18 protein-coding genes are annotated in these 19,782 nt (G+C 68.2%); 12 read left to right on the forward strand and 6 right to left on the reverse strand.

From position 1 onward, the window contains the following. Both D588_RS0119240 and D588_RS0119245 read right to left on the reverse strand, forming a co-directional pair. Nucleotides 1–1,815: putative inorganic carbon transporter subunit DabA (locus D588_RS0119240; protein WP_017917144.1), on the reverse strand; the 1,815-nt coding region annotated here is incomplete at its 3' end. A gap of 24 nt (nucleotides 1,816–1,839) precedes the next feature. Further along, entirely contained in the window at nucleotides 1,840–3,411 is a 1,572-nt protein-coding gene (locus D588_RS0119245; RefSeq protein ID WP_017917145.1) for a proton-conducting transporter membrane subunit, read from the reverse strand. Nucleotides 3,412–3,518: 107 nt separating this feature from the next. Here D588_RS0119245 and D588_RS0119250 point away from each other — a divergent pair, with 107 nt between their 5' ends. The 3 genes from D588_RS0119250 (at nucleotide 3,519) to D588_RS0119260 (ending at nucleotide 6,975) form a co-directional block, all read left to right on the forward strand. Beyond that, nucleotides 3,519–4,409 carry a LysR family transcriptional regulator gene (locus D588_RS0119250; RefSeq protein ID WP_017917146.1) on the forward strand — a complete coding sequence of 297 codons (891 nt, stop codon included), beginning with the start codon at nucleotides 3,519–3,521 and terminating at the stop codon, nucleotides 4,407–4,409. Nucleotides 4,410–4,685: 276 nt separating this feature from the next. Then, complete coding sequence (locus D588_RS0119255; RefSeq protein ID WP_017917147.1) at nucleotides 4,686–5,693, forward strand: alpha/beta hydrolase; 1,008 nt, start codon at nucleotides 4,686–4,688, stop codon at nucleotides 5,691–5,693. 862 nt (nucleotides 5,694–6,555) lie between these two features. Further along, nucleotides 6,556–6,975 (forward strand): hypothetical protein, encoded by a 420-nt coding sequence (locus D588_RS0119260; RefSeq protein ID WP_017917148.1) that lies wholly within the window; start codon nucleotides 6,556–6,558, stop codon nucleotides 6,973–6,975. Here the strand turns inward: D588_RS0119260 and D588_RS0119265 are convergent. After that, on the reverse strand, nucleotides 6,959–8,476 hold the full coding sequence (locus D588_RS0119265) for an MASE1 domain-containing protein (protein ID WP_198526787.1): 1,518 nt from the start codon (nucleotides 8,474–8,476) through the stop codon (nucleotides 6,959–6,961). The genes D588_RS0119260 and D588_RS0119265 overlap by 17 nt on opposite strands. Before the next feature lie 571 nt (nucleotides 8,477–9,047). Between D588_RS0119265 and D588_RS0119270 the strand changes: the two genes are divergently transcribed. From D588_RS0119270 to D588_RS0119280, 3 genes are all read left to right on the forward strand, one after another. Next, a complete protein-coding gene (locus D588_RS0119270; RefSeq protein WP_343122589.1) occupies nucleotides 9,048–9,869 on the forward strand; it encodes an AraC family transcriptional regulator in 822 nt (273 codons plus the stop codon). 81 nt (nucleotides 9,870–9,950) lie between these two features. Then, nucleotides 9,951–10,403: a VOC family protein gene (locus D588_RS0119275; RefSeq protein WP_017917150.1), complete on the forward strand. Its 453-nt coding sequence runs from the start codon at nucleotides 9,951–9,953 to the stop codon at nucleotides 10,401–10,403. 225 nt (nucleotides 10,404–10,628) lie between these two features. Further along, nucleotides 10,629–10,985, forward strand: a complete 357-nt coding sequence (locus D588_RS0119280) for a nuclear transport factor 2 family protein (protein WP_017917151.1) — start codon at nucleotides 10,629–10,631, stop codon at nucleotides 10,983–10,985. Nucleotides 10,986–11,065: 80 nt separating this feature from the next. On the opposite strand, the gene D588_RS0119285 is transcribed toward D588_RS0119280, so the two are convergent. Continuing rightward, nucleotides 11,066–12,415: an Nramp family divalent metal transporter gene (locus D588_RS0119285; RefSeq protein ID WP_017917152.1), complete on the reverse strand. Its 1,350-nt coding sequence runs from the start codon at nucleotides 12,413–12,415 to the stop codon at nucleotides 11,066–11,068. A 147-nt stretch (nucleotides 12,416–12,562) separates the two neighbouring features. Here D588_RS0119285 and mntR point away from each other — a divergent pair, with 147 nt between their 5' ends. The 3 genes from mntR (at nucleotide 12,563) to orn (ending at nucleotide 14,197) form a co-directional block, all read left to right on the forward strand. Next, the gene (mntR, locus tag D588_RS0119290; RefSeq protein WP_026143893.1) at nucleotides 12,563–13,027 is read left to right on the forward strand and encodes a manganese-binding transcriptional regulator MntR; all 465 of its coding nucleotides are present in this window, start codon (nucleotides 12,563–12,565) and stop codon (nucleotides 13,025–13,027) included. Continuing rightward, nucleotides 13,024–13,524, forward strand: coding sequence for a tRNA adenosine(34) deaminase TadA (gene tadA, locus D588_RS0119295; protein WP_017917153.1), 501 nt, complete (start codon nucleotides 13,024–13,026; stop codon nucleotides 13,522–13,524). Before mntR ends, tadA begins: the two co-directional genes overlap by 4 nt. Nucleotides 13,525–13,624: 100 nt before the next feature. Then, entirely contained in the window at nucleotides 13,625–14,197 is a 573-nt protein-coding gene (orn, locus tag D588_RS0119300) for an oligoribonuclease (protein ID WP_017917154.1), read from the forward strand. Nucleotides 14,198–14,295: 98 nt separating this feature from the next. Here the strand turns inward: orn and D588_RS0119305 are convergent, their stop codons facing one another. Both D588_RS0119305 and ppsA read right to left on the reverse strand, forming a co-directional pair. Continuing rightward, nucleotides 14,296–15,246: a mechanosensitive ion channel family protein gene (locus tag D588_RS0119305; RefSeq protein ID WP_017909494.1), complete on the reverse strand. Its 951-nt coding sequence runs from the start codon at nucleotides 15,244–15,246 to the stop codon at nucleotides 14,296–14,298. A gap of 5 nt (nucleotides 15,247–15,251) precedes the next feature. After that, entirely contained in the window at nucleotides 15,252–17,627 is a 2,376-nt protein-coding gene (gene ppsA / locus D588_RS0119310; protein WP_017917155.1) for a phosphoenolpyruvate synthase, read from the reverse strand. 145 nt (nucleotides 17,628–17,772) lie between these two features. Here ppsA and D588_RS0119315 point away from each other — a divergent pair, with 145 nt between their 5' ends. The 3 genes from D588_RS0119315 to D588_RS0119325 form a co-directional block, all read left to right on the forward strand. Beyond that, the gene (locus D588_RS0119315; RefSeq protein ID WP_010342958.1) at nucleotides 17,773–18,594 is read left to right on the forward strand and encodes a pyruvate, water dikinase regulatory protein; all 822 of its coding nucleotides are present in this window, start codon (nucleotides 17,773–17,775) and stop codon (nucleotides 18,592–18,594) included. Nucleotides 18,595–18,749: 155 nt separating this feature from the next. Then, nucleotides 18,750–19,256 carry a DUF1249 domain-containing protein gene (locus D588_RS0119320; protein ID WP_017909496.1) on the forward strand — a complete coding sequence of 169 codons (507 nt, stop codon included), beginning with the start codon at nucleotides 18,750–18,752 and terminating at the stop codon, nucleotides 19,254–19,256. 69 nt (nucleotides 19,257–19,325) lie between these two features. Next, the coding region (locus D588_RS0119325; RefSeq protein WP_026143895.1) for an 8-oxo-dGTP diphosphatase at nucleotides 19,326–19,782 on the forward strand (457 nt) is incomplete at its 3' end.

The following is a 19,782-nucleotide window of genomic DNA, read 5'->3' on the forward strand; positions in this document are numbered from 1 at the left end:
TGGCAGGCGCAGCGCGCGCTCGCCGCGCGCCAGCGCGCCGGCGGCGTGCAACCAACGCGCCGCCTGGTCGAGGTCGGCGGCATGCGCGGGCGAAGCATGGTCGGCGCTGTAGAGCGTGACCGCATCGGTCGTGGTGTCGTGCAGGGCGCCGACGAACAGCGTGTCGGCGGGAATGGCGATGCCGCGCTCGGCAAGCCCGGCGCGCACCTCGGGGGCGTTGAGCAGCGCGGCGAGCAGCCGCGCGTTCACTTCGCCCGAGTAGCCGCCGCAGGCGCCGCAGTGCAGGGCGCTGGCGTGCGGATTGTTGACCACGTTTGCCCCGTGGCCGGCGATCATCACGAGTCGCGCGAAACCGGTGGTGAGCGACATCGCGGTGAGGATGCGCGTGGCCATGGTCAGCCGCGTGTCGAGGTCGAGCGCCTCGGCCGGGCGCGGCGCGGGATCGTTCGGCGCCGAGTGCCGCGTCAGTCCCAAGCCATCGCGCAGCAGCTTGGCGACGTAGATCGGGCCGGTGGCCTCGACGAAGGCGAACGAGGAAATGGCGGCCAGCTTGAAGCGCCCCCAGGCCCGCTTCGCGCGGGCCGCGATCCGTGCGGCGAGGTCCGCTTCGGCCACCGAGGGCGTCGCCTCTCCCGCGCAGGTGCGCACCGCCGGCGTCAGCAGCACCGGAAGGCGCGCTTCGACCACGTCCGAAGCGAAGCGCCGATGGCCGATGCCCAGCCCGAAGAAGCCGGCGAATCCGAGGGTCTGGATGCCCGCATCGAGGCTTTCCAGCGCGCGGCGGAACACTTCCGAGCGTACGTCGATGCAGAAGGCCATCTGCAATGTCATCCGGTCAGGGGCGACCGGGGCCGAGGCGGGCGCTGCAAGCACGCTGCCCAGCCGCCGCTGTGCGGCTCGTTCGGCCGCTTCCTGCAGGATGCTGTCGACGACGTCGTCCGAAGTCGCTGCCACCGGCGTGGCGTAAGCGGCGATGGCGCTTCGCCACTCGGGCGCGATCTCCGAACCGAACTTGCCCAGCAGCGCGGCTTCCCAGCTGATGCGGATGGCGAGCAAATCGGTGACGCAGGCATCGGTTCCGCTGCTCAACTCCGCTTGCCAGAGCCGATAGCGGGCGACCTGGCTCCAGCCGCCCAGCGTGGTCAGCAGACGGTGGAAATAGTCCTCCAGCGCGTCTGGCGCGAGGCCGAGGCGGGCGACGCCCTCGACGATCGCCTCTTCGGCAGTCGCTGGCGCGTCCGCCACCTGCTGCGCGAATCGGGTGAGCCCGGCGATTTCCGGCTTCAGATCGTGGGTCGCGACCAGCCGCCACGCGGCATAGGCGCCGCCAGACTGCCCGGCGACCCACAGCGCCTGGCCCTGATCGAAGTAGCTGGCGGCCCAGTGTCCGATGCGCTCGTCGACGATGCCCGGCCAGTCGACCTGCGACGCATCGCGTGCCAGATCGGCGACGGTCGGGATCGCCTGCGGAGCAGGGCGCATGGCATCGACGTCGAGTTTGAGCGCGGCCACCGTCGGCGGACGCAGCGCCGCCGGCGCGTTGTGCCAGGCCGCCTGCAGATCCTCTTCGGCGATCTCGCCGGACTGCAGTCGCTGCGCATACCAGGCGCGCGGCATGGTCACGGCGATGCCGGCGGCGCGCCGCAGCCGCGCCGCCGCGATCGGCAGCGGTTCGCCGGTCTGGCCGAGGAAGGGGTTGACCGCCACGCTCGAGGCGAGCGGCCAAAGCGGGGGAATGGCCCGCGCCGCACGCGCGGCGGCGGCGATGATCAGCTCGTGAGACAAGGACGGTGCGTCGGTGGTGGTCATCAGCATGTGGGTGTCCTGGCGGTTAGGGAGTCACGAGGTCTTGCGGACGGACCAGCCGCCGAGCAGGCGATCGAGCGTGGCGTTGGCATACAGGCCATTGGCGAGATGCACGCGCAGTCCGGCGGCGGCCGGGTGCGAGGCCCACAGCGGGAACAGCGCCTGCGCCACCGCCACCAGCCCGAAGCTCAGCACCGCCAGCGCCATCAGCGTCCACTCCAGCCGACCCGGCGCCGGCGTTGCCGGCAGCACGCCTGCGGTCAGCCATTCGGCCGCGGTCTGCAGCGCGAAATAGCCGACCGCAGCGGCGCTGGCGTAGAGCGCGGTCCTGCGGGTGAGCGGGCGCGGCGCGGCATCGGCCAGGCCCTGGGCCAGCAGGTAGGCCACACCGAAGATCAGGATGGCGCCCAGGGCCAGCGCCTGCGGCGACTTGTGCTCGAAGCCGAAGGCGAACCCGAAGGCGGCGCCGATCCCGACATAGATCGCCAGCGCGATCAGGAAGGCGCGGCCGACCGCGGCCCCATCGGGCACCGCCACCGGCCCGGGTCGGCGAATCGACGCCACCTGCTCGACCGCGCCGCCGGAGGCCAGGAAGGCATGGGCCTTGTACAGAGAGTGCGCGACGATGTGCAGCAGCGCCAGCGGGAACAGCGCCAGCCCGCACTGCAGGATCATGAAACCCATCTGCGCGACCGTGGACCAGGCCAGCGAGGTCTTGACCGCGGGTTGGGTCAGCATCACCAGCGCGCCGAACAGCGCGGTGAACCCGCCCAGCATGGCCAGCACGGCGAGCACGCCGGGGGCCGCCAGCATCAGGTCGGCGAAGCGGATCAGCAGGAAGCCGCCGCCGTTGACCACGCCGGCATGCAGCAGCGCCGACACCGGCGTGGGCGCCTCCATCATCTCGGTGAGCCAGCCATGGGTGGGGAACTGCGCCGATTTCAGCACCGCGGCCAGCGCCATCAAGGCGGCCGCCGCGGTAAGGGCCCCGCCATGCTGGCCGTTCCGCGCCAGTGCGTTGATGGTGGCGATGTCGGTGGTGCCCAGGCTCTTCCAGACAAGCAGCGCCGCGCAGATCAGGGCGATGGCGCCGATGCTGGAGAACAGGCGCTTCTTGCGCGCGGCGCGTTGCGCGGCCACACGCTGGGGATAGAACAGCAGCAGACGATTGAGCGCGATGCTGGTGGCGATCCAGGCCACCACGACCTGGACTAGGTTTCCGGCCTGCACCAGCAGCAGCACCGCGGCGAGCGCGACGCACAGCCAGCCGGTGAAATAGCCCTGCCGCGCTTCGCCATCCAGATAGGTGCGGGTGTAGCGCACCACGATCCAGCCGACGAAGGCGACCAGTAGCAGCATCGTGGTGCTCACCGCATCGAGCCTGACCGACAGGCCGATGCCGCTCCATCCGATCAATGCGCTGCCGCCGGCGCCGCGGGCGATCAGCAGCGCCAGCGAGGCGATGGCGAGGAGCAGTGCGCCGAGCGCGGCACGTTCGGCGAAGGCGGGGAGGAAGTGGGGGCGTCGGCCGCTGCGGACAAAGCCGAACACGGCCGCGACCAGCAGCAGGAGTGGGGCAGAGAGCGGCAGCAGATAGAGCGACAAGGCAATCCCCTTGGATCGAGCGCAGTGGCGGGCGGCGCCACGATAGCGATCGGCGGGGTCGAACAAAAATTCATTGTTTTCACGATATCGTTCGTTATTATCGAACGATGGCCGCTTTGAACTACAACCACCTGCGTTACTTCTGGGCCGTCGCCCACGACGGCAACCTGACCCGCACCGCCGAGCGGCTCAACCTCACCCAGTCCGCCTTGTCGGTGCAGATCCGCAAGCTGGAGGAGCGTTTGGGCCATGCACTGTTCGAGCGGCGCGGGCGGCAACTGCACCTGACCGAGGCGGGGCAGATCGCGCTGGACCACGCCGATGCGATCTTCGCCACCGGCGACGAACTGCTGGGCACGCTGCGGCAGACCGGCGCCGCGCGGCAGGCGCTGCGGGTCGGCTCGCTGGCCACACTGTCGCGCAACTTCCAGCTGGAGTTCTTGCGGCCGCTGCTCGGCCGAACCGATATCGACCTGATCCTGCGCTCAGGCAGCGCCGGCGAACTGCTACGGGCGCTGGAGGCGCTCAATCTCGACGTGGTCCTGCTCAACCAGGCGCCGGCCACCGACGCGCTGACCCCGTTCGTCACCCATCGGCTCGCCGAGCGACCGGTCAGCCTGGTGGGCACGCCGGATCGGCTGGGCCATGCCGCCAACATCGCCGATCGGCTTCGCCAGCATCCCATCATCCTGCCGACGGTGGACAACAGCGTGCGCGCGGGATTCGACGCCCTGGCCGATCGCCTGGGCGTGCGCCCGCAGATCGTGGCGGAAGTGGAGGACATGGCGATGATGCGCCTGCTGGCGCGTGAGGACATCGGCCTGGCCGTGCTCCCGCCGATCGTGGTCAAGGACGAGATCGCCGCCGGCGTGCTGGTGGAGGGCGATCAATTGCCGGACATCGTGGAGACCTTCCACGCCGTCACCATGTCGCGGCGCTTCCCGAATCCGCTGGTGCGGCTGCTGCTGCAGCCTGCGGCGGTACGAGGCGACGTCTAGCGCAGGCGGCGGCGCCGGGAATGACGCAGCGCTGTTGCGGCGTATTCTGCAGGGCTGCGGCGTTGGTGCAGCAGCAGGCGTGCTTCACCGCCAGACCGTCGCCGATGGTGCATGTGCCAGTTGATGTTGCAGACGACATGAGCGCTGCGGTTGAGTAGGCTTGCACAATGACGAATCGATCGGTCCGGCAGGCCGCGATCATCGGCTTCGATCGGGAGGCGGCTCGCTTGCAGGACGGAGTCGCACCCCTCGGAACAAGAAGGTCTCGGAACCACAATGAGTGACTATCCCCATGGGGTCCGCGCGCCGGCACGCCTGATTCCCTTCCCGTCGTCGATCAGCCCCGAGGCGCGCGCGAACCTGGAGCGCATGGTGGATGCGGATGGCATTCCTCGCAACGCCAGCTACACGATGCCATTGCCGCATGACCGCGCCGGATGGATGAAGGTCAAGGCGGCGGCGGATGCGCACTATGCGGCCTCCCTCGGCGGTCTGGACGGGACGCTGCGTGCGAGCGCGGAGACGATTCGTGTCGGTGATGCGACCATCCATGTCGCGATCCCGGATACCCTCTCGATGCAGGACTGCGCCTATCTGGATTTTCATGGTGGTGCGCTGGTGTTCGGTGGCGGCGAGGCTTGCCGCGTCCAGGCCAGGATGCAGGCGGAGCAGCATGGCGTGCCGTGCTACGGCGTCGATTACCGGTTGCCGCCCGAACATCCGTATCCGGCGGCGTTGGACGATGCCATGGCGGCGTACCGCCATGTACTGCAGCACCACGCGGCCTCGCATGTCATCGTGGGCGGCCGATCGGCCGGTGGCAATGTGGCCGTCGCCATGCTGCTGCGCGCAAAAGACGAGGGGCTTGCGATGCCCGCCGCCTTGATCCTGCTTTCGCCGGAAGTCGATCTGACCGAGTCCGGCGACAGCTTCCAGGTCAACCAGATGGTCGACGTCGTGCTGCCGGGCTCGCTGATGCGAAACAATCAGCTCTACGCCGACGGAGCCGACCTGTCGCATCCCTTTCTTTCGCCCTTGTTCGGCGATCTGGCCGGCCTGCCTCCGACGTTTCTGCAATCGGGTACCCGTGACCTGTTCCTGTCTAACACGGTGCGCATGCACCGCGCCTTGCGCAGGTCTGGCGTCGCTGCCGAACTGCATGTCTTCGAAGCGATGCCGCATGGCGGGTTCATGGGCAATACGCCCGAAGACAGCGAGTTGGCCGACGAGGTTTCCCGATTCGCCCGGACGCACTGGAACAAAGGTCTGGGCGAGCAGCCGTGATCCCGATAGCCGTCGGAGGCTGCCGCCTCGCACTGCACCGCGCCATGGCGGCGCGGGCGCCATCGGGCCTGGCAGGCATTCGAACACGACGGGCGCGCCGAGCGGTGCGCTGAGATGCTGTTTGTCCGCTTCGTAGGCGGCCTGTTCCCCGGGGATGCAACGACATGCAACACGATCGCGGCATGCACTTCGGCGACGCCGGTACCCTGCAGGCCCGTCACCTGTTCGCGCAACCGATTGTGGTTCGCCCTCAGGATCGCAGCGATCTGGTGCAACGTCTTGTGGGACACCAGAGTGAACTCCACTGGGATGTTTCCATGGACGATGGGCAACGCGCGGATGGCGGGCACGGGCCCTGCGTCAGGCGCAGCACGAGCTTGAGGCCCTCGGGCCATCGTCCCGGTGCGCTGTCCAGGCGATCGGCGTAGCGCGATTGGAATGGAATGCCTCCCTCTGCGGCCGTGCAAGGACCTGTCTGAGTTGCAGGCGGCGCGCGGCTTCCGCTGCTCGACGCAAGGATTCTTTGCGTAGCTCCTGGAAATCACGTCCAGCTCATCCGCTGGCTCGGAGGTTCAGCCTTTGCGTTGCAGGAAAGCGAGACGGCCAAGGCATTTGCGGACAGCAATGCACGCATGTGTGGAGGGCGGTGACGGATTGCCGTGATGCGGGAACGGCTGCTTGCCATTGTCGCGGTGGAACTGCTGGAGGTGAACAGGCAGCGCCAGAGAGCCGGTCTGCGCATTGGTCGCAGTTGCCTCGTACCGCGTCCATGGCGGTGTTTACCGTTTCCGCGTCCGTACCACGTACCTTGATCCCGCCTGAGATGCAGGCGGAATTCCCCGGGTGGGAAAGGATCGATGCAATGGAAACGAAGGCGAAGGGCTTGGCAATCGTGGTCGCAGCGGGGTTGGCGCTGTCATTTCAGGCGCAGGCGCAGTCCTGCTGCCCCTCCGGCGGGCATGGGGTGGTGGGCAAGGGACTGGGCGAAAGCGTGCCCAAGGCGCTGAATCTCGCCACGGATTCGGCCTGGCGCGTCTATGAGTTCTCGCGCGATGGCGTGAACTACCTGCAGATCAACGACGCCAGCGGCGTGGTCCGTGCCGCGGTCGGCCGCATCGGCAAGACCTTGTGGGTGCTGCCGATGGGCAGCGACGTGGGGCGGGTCTCGCTGACGGCATCGCCTGCGATGCCGTCGCGTGTGATCTACCGGACGGCCGATGTGGTGGTGCGCCTGCGCTCGGATGCACGCGGTGACGCGTGGGAGGTCACGGCGGTGGAGTGAGGCTGCCGGAGGCCGGGCTTTCGGACACCAGAAAGCTGAAGCTCAACGCATGGCGGCGCCGGCAGGTGCCGCCATGCGCCTGCAGGCGGACCGCCAGTTCCCGCTCGGGCGCTTCCGGACGGCGCCGCAACGCGCTCAGCATCGCCGCATCGGCGGTGATGCGGATGGCGATGCCCTGTCGTCCTTGCGCACGCCATACCCGTGCCCGCAGCAGATGCGTGTGGGCCACGGGCAGGGTCTCGAGGGCGTCGAGGATGCAGCGATAGGCGACCAGTTGCAGGCCCAGCGACAGGCGTCGCGGGTCGCCATGCAGGCGGCAGCGGAACTCCGTGGCGCACAGGTTGGCGAAGGTCGGCGAGTGCAGCGTGTGGTACAGGCCGTGCGTCTCGATGCCGAGCGGGTAGAGCGCGGTGACATATTCGTCCAGCAACTGCGCCTGGATCACGCCGGTGCGGGTCATCTGCATGGCGGCGGCGTAATGGCCGCGTGCGCGCAGATCTTCCACCACATCGCGGCGCAGCTTGTTGATCTGGGTGCTGAGGTCGGTGTAGTCGACCACCCGTCGGCGCAGCGTGCGTTCGGCGGAGAGGTAGCCGGCCTGTGCGAAGGCCAGCGCCTGTTCGCGCAGGCGTCCGTCGTCGCGCATATGCCGATAGGCGGCGGAGATCCGTGATCCGAACGCGAACATCACCGTGGCGGTGGCGGCGAGCAGGATCTGCACCACGAACGCATCGGCGTCGTGCATGCCCGGTGCGACGACCTTGGGCATGGACAGGGCCACCGCAACGTTCGCCATGACCACGCCGAGCGCCGCGCCCCGCCAGCCATGGCGAAGCGTCAGTACGATCGCCGGGACCACCAGCAGGACCATCAGCAACTGCCGCAGCAGCGCGTCGCCGGCCACGGCGATGGACGCCGACAGCACGACGACCACGGCGATCGACGCCAGCCCCTCGTGCAACAGCGAGGCCTGCAGTCGCGTGGGTTCGTCCCGGCGCAGCCACAGCAACGCCGGCAGCACGAACATCAGGGTGCCCAGGTAGTCGCCAAGCCAGTAGCGCAGCAGCACATCGAGCGGCGCCGGCCCGGCGGGGCCGCCCAGCACGGTGTTGATCGCAATGTTGCAGAGCGTGCTCCACAGCGCGGTCGCCAGCGTCAGCGGCAGCAGCCAGTGATCGTTGCGTGCCAGGTCAGGCACCCGCTGACGCGCCAGGACCGGCAGCAGCGACACGGCGGGCATCAGCAGGAACGGACTCAGGTATGCCCAGATGGCACTCGCGCCCCAGGCTTCGCTCATGGGAATGCGCAGTGTCAGCAGCGCGGCGGCATCGCCGGCCAGCAGCCACGGCCAACGCCGTGCGGGCAGGAACAGCAGGCTGGCGACGCGCACGCCGGCCGGCAGATACCACTGGTCCACGGAACACCGCCAGGCCAGCAGGAACGTGGCGCAGTAGGTGGCGCTCAGTAGAACGCCTTTGGCGATATCTCTTGCCGCGGCCATTCCCGCCATCCGTGGTGTGTCGCGGCTACTGTATAAGCCGGATCGGCGGCGAGGGTAGACAGTTGGGGGTGTCGACGACAGTGTGAGATGCGTCGCAAGTGCGCGACGGATGCAGGCGAATGCCGGGTGTTCTTTCGCCCGGATTCGCGAGCCGGCAAGGGAACACTTGCAGTCGTGCCGCTGTTTCGTCTGCGTGATTCTGCGCGTCGCTCGTGCAGGCGGCAGCACGTCTTCGACCGCTTCGATGTCGAGCCACGCGAACATGGCTGGTGCGATGATGCATGGCTACGTGCTCCTCGAAAGTGACCGCGACAGCAGAGCAAGAATGTGCGCCAGCAAACCTGAAACGCCCTGCCACAACGGATGCGGCATGATCACTGCAGGTGCGTCGCGGAGGCATTCCGAGGGCGTCCGATACTTCTGCGTGGCGGGATCGGGGCGATGCCCGCGACGTGTGGTCGAGCCCGTGCGGTAGCGCCCGATCATCGGGTCGGGAGTGGCGGCGGAGGCGCGTCGTCGGGCGGACTACCGACGGGGCCGATGACAGGCGTAGCATCGCGCCATGGCGTCCATGCATCGACCTCCCGTTTCCGCATTGCGCGGTCTGGTGACAGCGGTGTGGGCGCACGAGCCCGCACCGGTGTCTGCGGCCGTGCGGCTGCCTGCGCGCGAGCACGTGCTGCCGACCGGTGCCACGCATCTCGCCGTGCGGATCGGCGGTGCACCGTTGCGGGTGTTCGACCACGCGGACGACCTGTGCGGCCATTGCCTCGGCCACGCGGTGGTGGGTGGGGTACGCACGGCGTATCACGTGCGCGATGTCACGCAGCCTGCGGTCTCGGTCGGTGCGATGTTGCGTCCAGGCGCCACCAGCGTGTTGCTCGGTGTGCCCGAATCCGCGTTGGCCGGGCACCACACGCCGCTGGAGCTGCTGCTGCCTGCCGGCGAGGTCGATGCGCTGCTGGAGCGGTTGCACGCATGCGCCGAGGCGCCGGCGCGCCTGGCTGCCTTCGAACGGTGGCTGGTCGACCGCGCCGGCGGCCGCCCGCCCGTGCGGCATCCGGCGCTGCGCGTGCTGCGTTCCGGTGGCTGGCACCCGGACGTGCGCGTGGAGACCCTGGTGCGCGCCAGCGGACTCAGCCATCGGCATTGCATCGCCCTGTTCCGGCAGGCGACCGGTCTGGCACCGAACGCCTGGCTGCGGCTGCAACGCTTCTCGCACGCGCTGGACCTGGCGTGCGACCGCTCGCTGGGCTGGGCCGACATTGCCGCCGCCAGCGGCTTCGCCGACCAGGCGCACTTGGCCAACACCTTCCGCAGCGTGGCCGGTGTCACCCCGTCCGCCTGGCGGCGGGCGGCCGATCCCGCCGCCCCCCGGCATGTGCCGCGCTGATCGCGGCGCAGGTCAATTTCCTGCAAGACGCGGCGCACCCAGGATTCCACAATGGGCACCTGGCCCACACGAGGACATGCCATGGCGATCCACGAACTGTATGCCTATCTGTGCGTGCGCGACGCCGCCGCCGCGATGGCGTTCTACGCGCGCGCGTTTGGTGCGCGCGAACTGTTCCGCCTTACCGAGCCCGATGGACGTATCGGTCATGCCGAGGTGGATCTCGATGGCCACATCCTGATGCTGTCGGAGGAGTATCCGGACATGGGCGTACGCAGCCCCGAACACCTTGACGCCACGCCGGTCACGCTGCACCTGCATGTGGACGATGCCGACGCGTTGGTCGCCCGCGCGGTCGCGGCGGGCGCCACGCTCGAGCGCGGTATGCAGGACCACTTCTACGGTGAACGCTCCGGCACCGTGCGCGATCCCTTCGGCCACCGCTGGCTGATCGGCCATGCGATCGAGTCGGTGACGCCGGAGGAAATGCAGCGGCGTTATACGGCGCTGTTCGCGAAAGCACCGAAAATCTGAGGGGGCGCGAGATCGTCAGCGCCCGTGCATGCCGGTGCGTGCCGGCAGGAACCCCGGTTTCGCCGTCACTGCCGATGCACGAGACTTCTGTGCCGGGTCGTTGCAACGCTTGCGTGCGTCGCCGGTCGCTCGCGCGGCGAGCCGCTGAGGCGTGTACGCAGGTGTGACACAGGCGACGCTAGGTTGGCGCCATCTCGACCGTTCCCAGCCAGAGGAGGCCATCCGATGACCGAGGCGAACCAGCACGTCCTGCAGGCCGCGAACGCCGCCGGCGATTACGAAGGCTTTCTCGCCCATTGCACCGAAGATACGACCTGGCACTTCATCGGCGAGCGCACATTGCGGGGCAAGCAGGCGGTCAGGGAGTGGATGGCCGAGGCCTACCGGCAGCCGCCGCAGTTCGACGTTCGCAAGTACATCATCGGCGACGGCCACGTCGTGGCCCTCGGCCAGATCACGCTCGAGACTGGCGACGCCGGGACGTCGCGGTTCTCCTACTGCGACGTCTGGCGGTTTCGCGATGGGCGGATGGCGGAACTGGAGGCGTACGTGGTGCCGCTGGCAGCAGCCCAGGACAGGTAGCGACGCGCATGTGCTCGGACGTCCGTTCGCAGCGCGGCCATCCTGTCCGCGTCTGCGCACGGCGTCGGCGGCGGGATCGCTCAGTGCAACAACGTATCTGCCAGCAGCTTCAGATTGAGCACCACGATCAGCGCGGCGATCGTCCAGGCCAGCCAGGCCAGCCCGCGGCGCACCACCAGTGGTCCCATCCGCTGCTTGTCGGTGACGAAGCGCACCAGCGGGATCACCGCGAACGGCAACTGCATCGACAGCACCACCTGGCTCAGCACCAGCAGCTTGGCGGTGCCCTGTTCGCCGTACAGCGAGGTCACCGCGACCACCGGCACGATCGCCAGGCCGCGGGTCAGCAGGCGCCGCGCCCATGGCGGCAGCCGCAGGTGCAAAAAGCCTTCCATCACGATCTGCCCGGCCAGCGTGGCGGTGACGGTGGAATTGATGCCGGAGGCCAGCAGCGCCACCGCAAACAGGGTCGAGGCCAGGCCGACGCCGAGCATCGGCGCGAGCAGTTCGTGGGCCTGTTCGATCTCCTGCACGTCGGTGCGGCCGTGCGCATGGAACACCGCGGCGGCCAGGATCAGGATCGCGGCGTTGACGAACAGCGCCAGACTCAGCGCGATGGTGCTGTCGGCCAGCGCCCAGCGCAGCGCCGAGCGGCGGCCCTGGTCGGTGCGCTCGTAGGCGCGGGTCTGCACGATCGAGGAATGCAGGTACAGGTTGTGCGGCATCACCGTCGCGCCGATGATGCCGATCGCCAGGTACAGCGCGGCCGGATCGGTCACCACCTGCGCACGCGGGATGAAGCCTGACAGCACCTCGCGCAGCGGCGGCGCGGCCAGCACGATCTGCACCAGGAAGCAGGCGAAGATCACCGTCAGCAGGGCGATCACGAACGCCTCCAGCGCGCGGAAGCCGCGGCGCATCAGGAACAGCACCAGCAGCGCGTCGATCGAGGTGATGATCGCGCCAGCGGTGAGCGGGATGCCGAACAGCAGCTTCAGCGCGATCGCCGTGCCGATCACTTCGGCCAGGTCGCAGGCGACGATGGCCGCTTCGCAGGCCAGCCACAACAGGAAGTTCACCGGATTGGAGTAGTGCGCACGGCAGGCCTGGGCGAGGTCCAGCCCGGTGGCGATGCCCAGGCGCGCGGCCAGGCCCTGCAGCACGATCGCCATCAGGTTGGACAGCAGGATCACCGACAGCAGCAGGTAGCCGAAGTGCGAACCGCCGGCGATGTCGGTCGCCCAATTGCCCGGATCCATGTAGCCGACCGAGACCATGTAGCCGGGTCCGAGGAAGGCCAGGAAGCGGCGCCAGCCCAGGCCGCTGCGCGGCACGGCCACGCTGGCATGCATCGCGCCCAGGCTGGGACGCGCCTCGCCACGGCTGGCGTGCGCGGCAGCGGAACTCGGCAGGGGCAGGGGGGCGGCCATGGCAATGACACGTGGGGCGGGGTGCGAACGAGTATATAGCAGGTGCTATATGGATTAGCATTGGCAATTCAGATCGCTGCGATAGCCCGGATTCGGCCAGAATAGGCGGGTGGCCGGCGGGCGCCGGCACAGGACAAGGGCGTTGCGATGCAGAAAAGCGGGAAGTCGATGGCGCCGCCGGCGGTGCTGCTCGACGCCGAAGTGCAGGTCGAAAGCTTCCGCCAGGTGCGCGAGGCGCACCGCCTGGAGCTGATCGAGGACTACGTGGAGTTGATTTCCGACCTGCTCGCCGACGGTGGCGAAGCGCGGCAGGTGGATATCGCCGCGCGCCTGGGCGTGGCCCAGCCGACCGTGGCCAAGATGCTCAAGCGCCTGGTCAAGGGCGGTTGGGTGGTGCAGCGGCCCTACCGCGGCGTGTTCCTGACCGCCGAGGGCGAGGCGCTGGCCGCGGCCAGCCGGCAGCGCCACCAGACCGTGGAGCAATTCCTGCTGGCCCTGGGCATCGATGCCGACACCGCGCGCCGCGATGCCGAGGGCATCGAGCATCACGTCAGCGAAGCCACGCTGGCGGTCTTTGCCGAGTTCGTGCGTAAGCACGGCGCGTCGCGATGAGCGTCGGCGACGACGCGCAACTGGCGCGCGACGTACATTGGATGCGCCACGCGCTGGCCCTGGCCGAGCGTGCCGAGCGCGAGTTCGACGAGATTCCGGTCGGCGCGGTGCTGGTCTCGGCCGAGGACGAGGTGCTGGGCGAGGGCTGGAACCTCAACATCGCCGAACACGATCCCAGCGCGCATGCCGAGATCGTCGCGCTGCGCCAGGCCGGCCGCCGGCTCGGCAATCACCGCCTGGTCGGCAGCCGCCTGTACGTCACCTTGGAGCCGTGCGCGATGTGCGCGATGGCGGTGGTGCATGCGCGGGTGGCGGAACTGGTCTATGCCGCCACCGATCCCAAGACCGGCGCCTGCGGCAGCGTGTTCGACCTGCTCGCCGATCCGCGCCACAACCACCGCGTGCAGGTCCGCGGCGGGATCCTGGCGGCGGAGGCGAGCACGCGCCTGACCAACTATTTCCGCGCCAAGCGCGGCAAGCCGCCGCTGGGCGCGTGAGCGGCCAGCCCCTGCCGGTCGCGCAGGCCGCGCGGTATCATTGAAGCCTGATACGACACTTCCGCGCCGGCCTCGCCGCCGCGAACGACAGGACGGTGATATGGCGCAAGCGCACGTGGCGAACGATCGGCTGATCTGGATCGATCTGGAAATGACCGGCTTGGATACCGATCGCGATTCGATCATCGAAATCGCCACGGTGGTGACCGACGCGCAACTCAACGTGCTGGCCGAGGGCCCGGAGTTCGCCATCGCCCATCCGCTGCAGACGCTGGAGGCGATGGACGAATGGAACCGCAACCAGCACCGCCACTCCGGTCTGTGGCAGCGCGTGCTCGACAGCCGGGTCACGCTGGCCCAGGCCGAGGCCGAGACCATGGCGTTCCTGACCCAGTGGTGCAAGCCCGGCACTTCGCCGATGTGCGGCAACTCGATCTGCCAGGACCGGCGTTTCCTGCACCGGCAGATGCCGCGGCTGGAGCGCTTCTTCCACTACCGCAACCTGGACGTGTCGACGCTGAAGGAACTGGCGCGGCGCTGGGCGCCGACGGTGTCTGCCGGCCTGACCAAGACCTCCTCGCACACCGCGCTCAGCGACGTGCACGATTCCATCGACGAACTGCGTTACTACCGTCCGTTCATGGGCACGTTGGGCGGGCAGGGCGAGGGCTGATCCGCGATCCTGACGCTGTCAGAGAGCATGCGGCGCACCGCCCGACGATCGTCGGGCGGATACAGTCGCGCAGGGAATGCAGGCGCTGACGCCGCCGCTCAGCGCGCCAGCGGCGGTCCCGGCTTGGTCTCGCCGTCGTCGGTGACGCCCTTGGTCAACAATTCCGCGATCGGGCGGCCGTCGGCATCGTGGTGGTACACGTGCAGGTCGCGCTGCGGATACGGAATGCTCAGCCCGTTCTCCAGCAACTGGTTGCGGATCTGCTCCAGCGTGCTGCTCTTGGCCGCGCCGAAATCGCTGTTCTTGGCGTAGCCGAACAGCATCAGGTCCACCGTGCTCTCGCCCAGGTTGGTCACCTGCACGAACGGGGCGGGCGTCTTCAGGATGTTCGGATTGTCCTGGGCGATCTTCAGCAACAGCTCCTGCGCCTTCTTCAGGTCGTCGCCGTAGCCGACGCCGACGGTGATCTCCAGGCGCCGGTTGGGCAGGGTGCTGTAGTTGACGATCGGCGCAGTGGTGATGGTGCTGTTGGGCAGGGTCACCATGCGCTCGTCGAAGGTGCGGATGCGGGTCTGGAAGATCCGGATCTCGTCGACCACGCCTTCCTGGCCGGCCACCACCACGTGGTCGCCGTCGCGCATTGGCCGCAGCACGATCAGCATCACCCCGGAGGCGATGTTGGACAGCGAATCCTTCAGCGCCAGGCCCACCGCCAGACCGGCGGCGCCGAGCACGGCGAACAGCGAGGTCGGCGGCACGCCGATCTTCTGCAGCGCGGTGACCAGCACCAGCACCAGCATCAACGCATAGGCGACGTTGCGCAGGAAATTGCTGAGCGTGGCTTCCACCCTTGCGCGCAGCAGGGCGCTGCGCAGCCATTCGCTCAAGCGCTTGGCGATCCACATCCCGACGACCAGGATCAGGATCGCCACACCCCAGTTGAGCGCGTACTGCGCCCAGTCCAGCGTCCGCCAGTCGAACGGGCGCGCCGCCCGCGTCGCCGGTGCAGCGGTCGTGGCCGCCGTCAGTGCCGTCAGCCACGACTGCATCGGCATCACCCCTTGCTCTTGAGCTTGGCCAGGCGCAGCCAGGTGTCGACCACGGTGTCGGGGTTCAACGAGACCGATTCGATGCCTTCCTGCATCAGCCACTCGGCCAGGTCCGGGTGATCCGAAGGACCCTGGCCGCAGATGCCCACGTACTTGCCCTTGGCGCGCGCGGCCTTGATCGCCATCGACAGCATCTTCTTGACCGCCGGATTGCGCTCGTCGAACAGGTGCGCCACGATCGAGGAGTCGCGGTCCAGGCCCAGGGTCAGCTGGGTCAGGTCGTTGGAGCCGATCGAGAAGCCGTCGAAGATCTCCAGGAATTCCTCGGCCAACAGCGCGTTCGACGGCACCTCGCACATCATGATGATCTTCAGGCCGTTCTCGCCCTGGCGCAGGCCGTTGCTGGCCAGCACCTCGACGACCTTGCGGCCTTCCTCGAGGGTGCGCACGAACGGGATCATGACCCACATGTTGTCCAGGCCCATCTCGTTGCGGACCTTGAGCACCGCCTTGCATTCTAGCGCGAACGCGGCGGCGAAGCTCGGATCGACGTAGCGGCTGGCGCCGCGGAAGCCGATCATCGGGTTCTCTTCGTGCGGTTCGTAGTTGCTGCCGCCGATCAGGTTGGCGTACTCGTTGGACTTGAAGTCCGACAGGCGCACGATCACCGGGTGCGGCGCCACCGACGCGGTCAGCGTGGCGATGCCTTCGGCCAGGCGATTGACGTAGAAGCTCACCGGGTCGGCGTAGCCGGCGATCTTCTCGTCGATCTTCTTCTTGGTCGCCGCGTCCTGCTTGGCGTATTCCAGCAGCGCGTTGGGATGGATGCCGATGTGCGCGGCGATGATCATCTCCAGGCGCGCCAGGCCGATGCCGGCGTTGGGCAACTGGCCGAAGTCGAACGCGCGCTCCGGGTTGGCCACGTTCATCATGATCTTCAGCGGCGCCGGCGGCATGTTGCCCAGGTCCGTGGTGGTGCGCTCGAACGGCAGGCGCTCGCCATAGATGTAGCCGGTGTCGCCTTCGGCGCAGCTCACCGTCACTTCCTTGCCGTCCTCGACCAGCTCCATCGCGTTGCCGGTACCGACCACCGCCGGCACGCCCAGCTCGCGGGCGATGATCGCCGCGTGGCAGGTGCGACCGCCGCGGTTGGTGACGATCGCCGAGGCGCGCTTCATCACCGGCTCCCAATCGGGATCGGTCATGTCCGCGACCAGCACGTCGCCGGGCTGCACCCGGTTCATGTCCTCCAGGCTGCGCACCACGCGGGCGACGCCAGCGCCGATCTTCTGGCCGATCGCACGACCTTCGGCGATCACCTCGCCGCGCTGCTGCAGCGCGAAGCGTTCGATCTGGGTGGCGTGGCCGCGCGACTTCACCGTCTCCGGACGCGCCTGCACGATGAACAGCTTGCCGCTGACGCCGTCCTTCGCCCACTCGATGTCCATCGGCCGCTGGTAGTGCTGCTCGATCACCAGTGCCTGCTTGGCCAGTTCCTGCACGTCCTCGTCGTTGATCGAGAAGGTGTTGCGCAGCTGTGCCGGCGTGTCCTCGATGCGCACGCGCTCTCCCGGCACGTCCGAATACACCATGCGGATCAGCTTGCTGCCCAGCGAGCGGCGCAGGATCGCCGGCTTGCCGGCCTTCAGGGTGGGCTTGTAGACGTAGAACTCGTCGGGATTGACCGCGCCCTGCACGACCATTTCGCCGAGGCCGAAGCTCGAGGTAACGAACACCACGTCGCGGAAACCGGACTCGGTGTCCAGGGTGAACAGCACGCCGGAGGCGCCGACGCCCGAGCGCACCATCAACTGCACGCCGGCCGAGAGGAACACGTCCTCGTGCTTGAAGCCGTGGTGCACGCGGTAGGCGATGGCGCGATCGTTGTAGAGGCTGGCGAAGACTTCCTTGACCTTGTGCACGACGTCGTCGGCGCCGGTCACGTTGAGGAAGGTCTCCTGCTGGCCGGCGAAGCTGGCATCGGGCAGGTCTTCGGCGGTCGCCGAGGAACGTACCGCGACCGCGATGTCGCCACCGCCGTTCTCGCTGCACAACTGCGCGTAGGCCTCGCGGATCGCCTGGTCCAACTCCGGCTGCAGGGGCGCGTCGATCACCCAGCCGCGGATTTCCTTGCCGGCGGCGGTCAGCGCGCCCACGTCTTCCACGTCCAGCGTGGCCAGCTTGTCGAAGATGCGCTGGTACAGATCGTTGTGGGCGACGAAGGCCTTGAACGCTTCGGCCGTGGTGGCGAAGCCGCCGGGCACCGATACGCCGAGCCCCGCCAGGTTGCCGATCATTTCGCCAAGGGAGGAATTCTTGCCACCGACGCGAGCCAGGTCGGCCAGGCGCAGCTCATGCAACCACAGGATGTTCTCGTTCAAGCGCGATGCTCCGTTAGGCCATCGCCCGAGGCGGGCTGAATGGCCGCGTCCGTGAGGGAAGAAGCCGATATGATGCAGTGCGCACCCGAGCCGGCACAAGCGAAGCGGGCGCATCCGTTGGGTTTCAGCCAGGAGAATGCAGGCAATGTCGACGATCAGACCGGTGTTCTACGTGTCCGATGGAACCGGTATCACCGCTGAAACCATTGGGCATAGCCTGCTCACCCAGTTCAGCGGTTTCAGCTTCGTCACCGACCGCATGTCGTTCGTCGACGATCCGGAAAAAGCCCGCGACGCTGCGCAGCGCATCCATGCCGCAGGGGAGCGCTATCAGGTTCGGCCGATCGTGGTCAACTCCTGCGTCGATCCGCAACTGAGCATGCTGCTGGCCGAGAGCGGGGCGCTGATGCTCGACGTGTTCGCGCCCTTCATCGAGCCGCTGGAGCGCGAATTGAACGCGCCGCGGCACTCGCGGGTGGGACAGGCGCACGGTCTGGTCGACTTCGAGACCTACCACCGCCGCATCAACGCGATGAACTTCGCGCTCGCGCACGACGACGGTATCGCGCTCACCTACGACGAAGCCGACGTGATCCTGGTGGCGGTGTCGCGCGCGGGCAAGACCCCGACCTGCATCTACCTGGCGCTGCATTACGGCGTGCGCGCGGCGAACTATCCGTTGACCGACGAGGACCTGGAGAGCGATCGGCTGCCGCCGCGGCTGCGCGCGTATCGCAACAAGCTGTTCGGGCTGACCATCGATCCGGAGCGGCTGCAGCAGATCCGCCAGGAGCGGCGGCCGAACTCGCGCTATTCCAACGCCGAGACCTGCCGGCGCGAAGTGGCGGCGGCCGAAACCATGTTCCGCATGGAGCGGATTCCGACCCTGAGCACCACGCATACCTCGATCGAGGAGATTTCCAGCAAGGTGCTGGCGACGCTGGGACTGCAGCGCGAGATGTTCTGAGAGAGGGTGTGACTGGCCAGCGCGCGCCGGTCGGGCGGGGCCGTTCCTGGCGGCGACGGCATTTCCGCACGTCCTCGCAGGGATTTCCACGGTAGGCCGCTGGCGCCGATCCGTCAATGCTGCCGCCGGCGCGATCCAGCGTGTAGGATCGGTCCATGCAGCACGCCATGACCCGCAGCGAACGCATCCCCCGGCTCAGCCGTTTCGGCTGGCTGATGGGGCTGTACGCCGAGAACTATCTGCACCTGAACCGCCTGTTCGTGCCGGCCGACCTGGCTGCAGGCAGCTACGTGTCCAGCATCGGCGACGGCCTGGACCTGCGCCTGGACGTGATCGAGCGTCACCGCTACACCGTCGAGCTGCGCCTGACCTACGATCTGTGCGACCCGCTGACCGGCGAGCCGGACCCGTCGGCCTACGTGCGCCTGTACCTGGACGCGCGCCAGGCCGAGACCACGCATTGCTATGTCGGCCGCCGCTGGCAGGACGTGATGGGGCTGTACCCGCCGCCGGCGGAACTGATCAGCCACCGCATGCGCATGAACACCTTCCTCGGCAAATGGCTGGAATACCTGGCCGAGCGCGGCCACGGCGTGGCCACGCTGCGATCGGCGCCGCCGTTGCCGCGCGCGGCGCAGGACGCCGCGACGCCCGCCGTCTAGCCACAGGCTGGACCAGGCGACGGCACGGTTACGGCATACTGCGCGCCCGTCGTCCTCTGCCTTCGTCGCATGCCTTACACCCCCATCGTCGCCACCTTGGGCTACGTACTCTCGCCCGACCGCAGCCAGGTGCTGCTGGTCCATCGCAATGCCCGGCCCGGCGACCATCACCTGGGCAAGTACAACGGCCTGGGCGGCAAGGTGGAGGCGGACGAGGACGTCCTGGCCGGCATGCGCCGCGAGATCCTGGAAGAGGCCGGCATCACCTGCGAGGCGCTGCAGTTGCGCGGCACCATCAGCTGGCCGGGCTTCGGCAAGCACGGCGAGGACTGGCTGGGCTTCGTGTTCCTGATCGACGCCTACGCGGGCGAGCCGTTCGCCGAGAACGCCGAGGGCACGCTGGCCTGGGTGCCGATCGCGCAGATGGACACGCTGCCGCTGTGGGAGGGCGATCGCCATTTCCTGCCGCTGGTGTTCGACGGCGACCCGCGCCCGTTCCACGGGGTCATGCCATACCGCGACGGAC

The sequence above is a fragment of the Xanthomonas sp. SHU 308 genome (genome assembly GCF_000364645.1).
GTDB lineage: Bacteria > Pseudomonadota > Gammaproteobacteria > Xanthomonadales > Xanthomonadaceae > Xanthomonas_A > Xanthomonas_A sontii.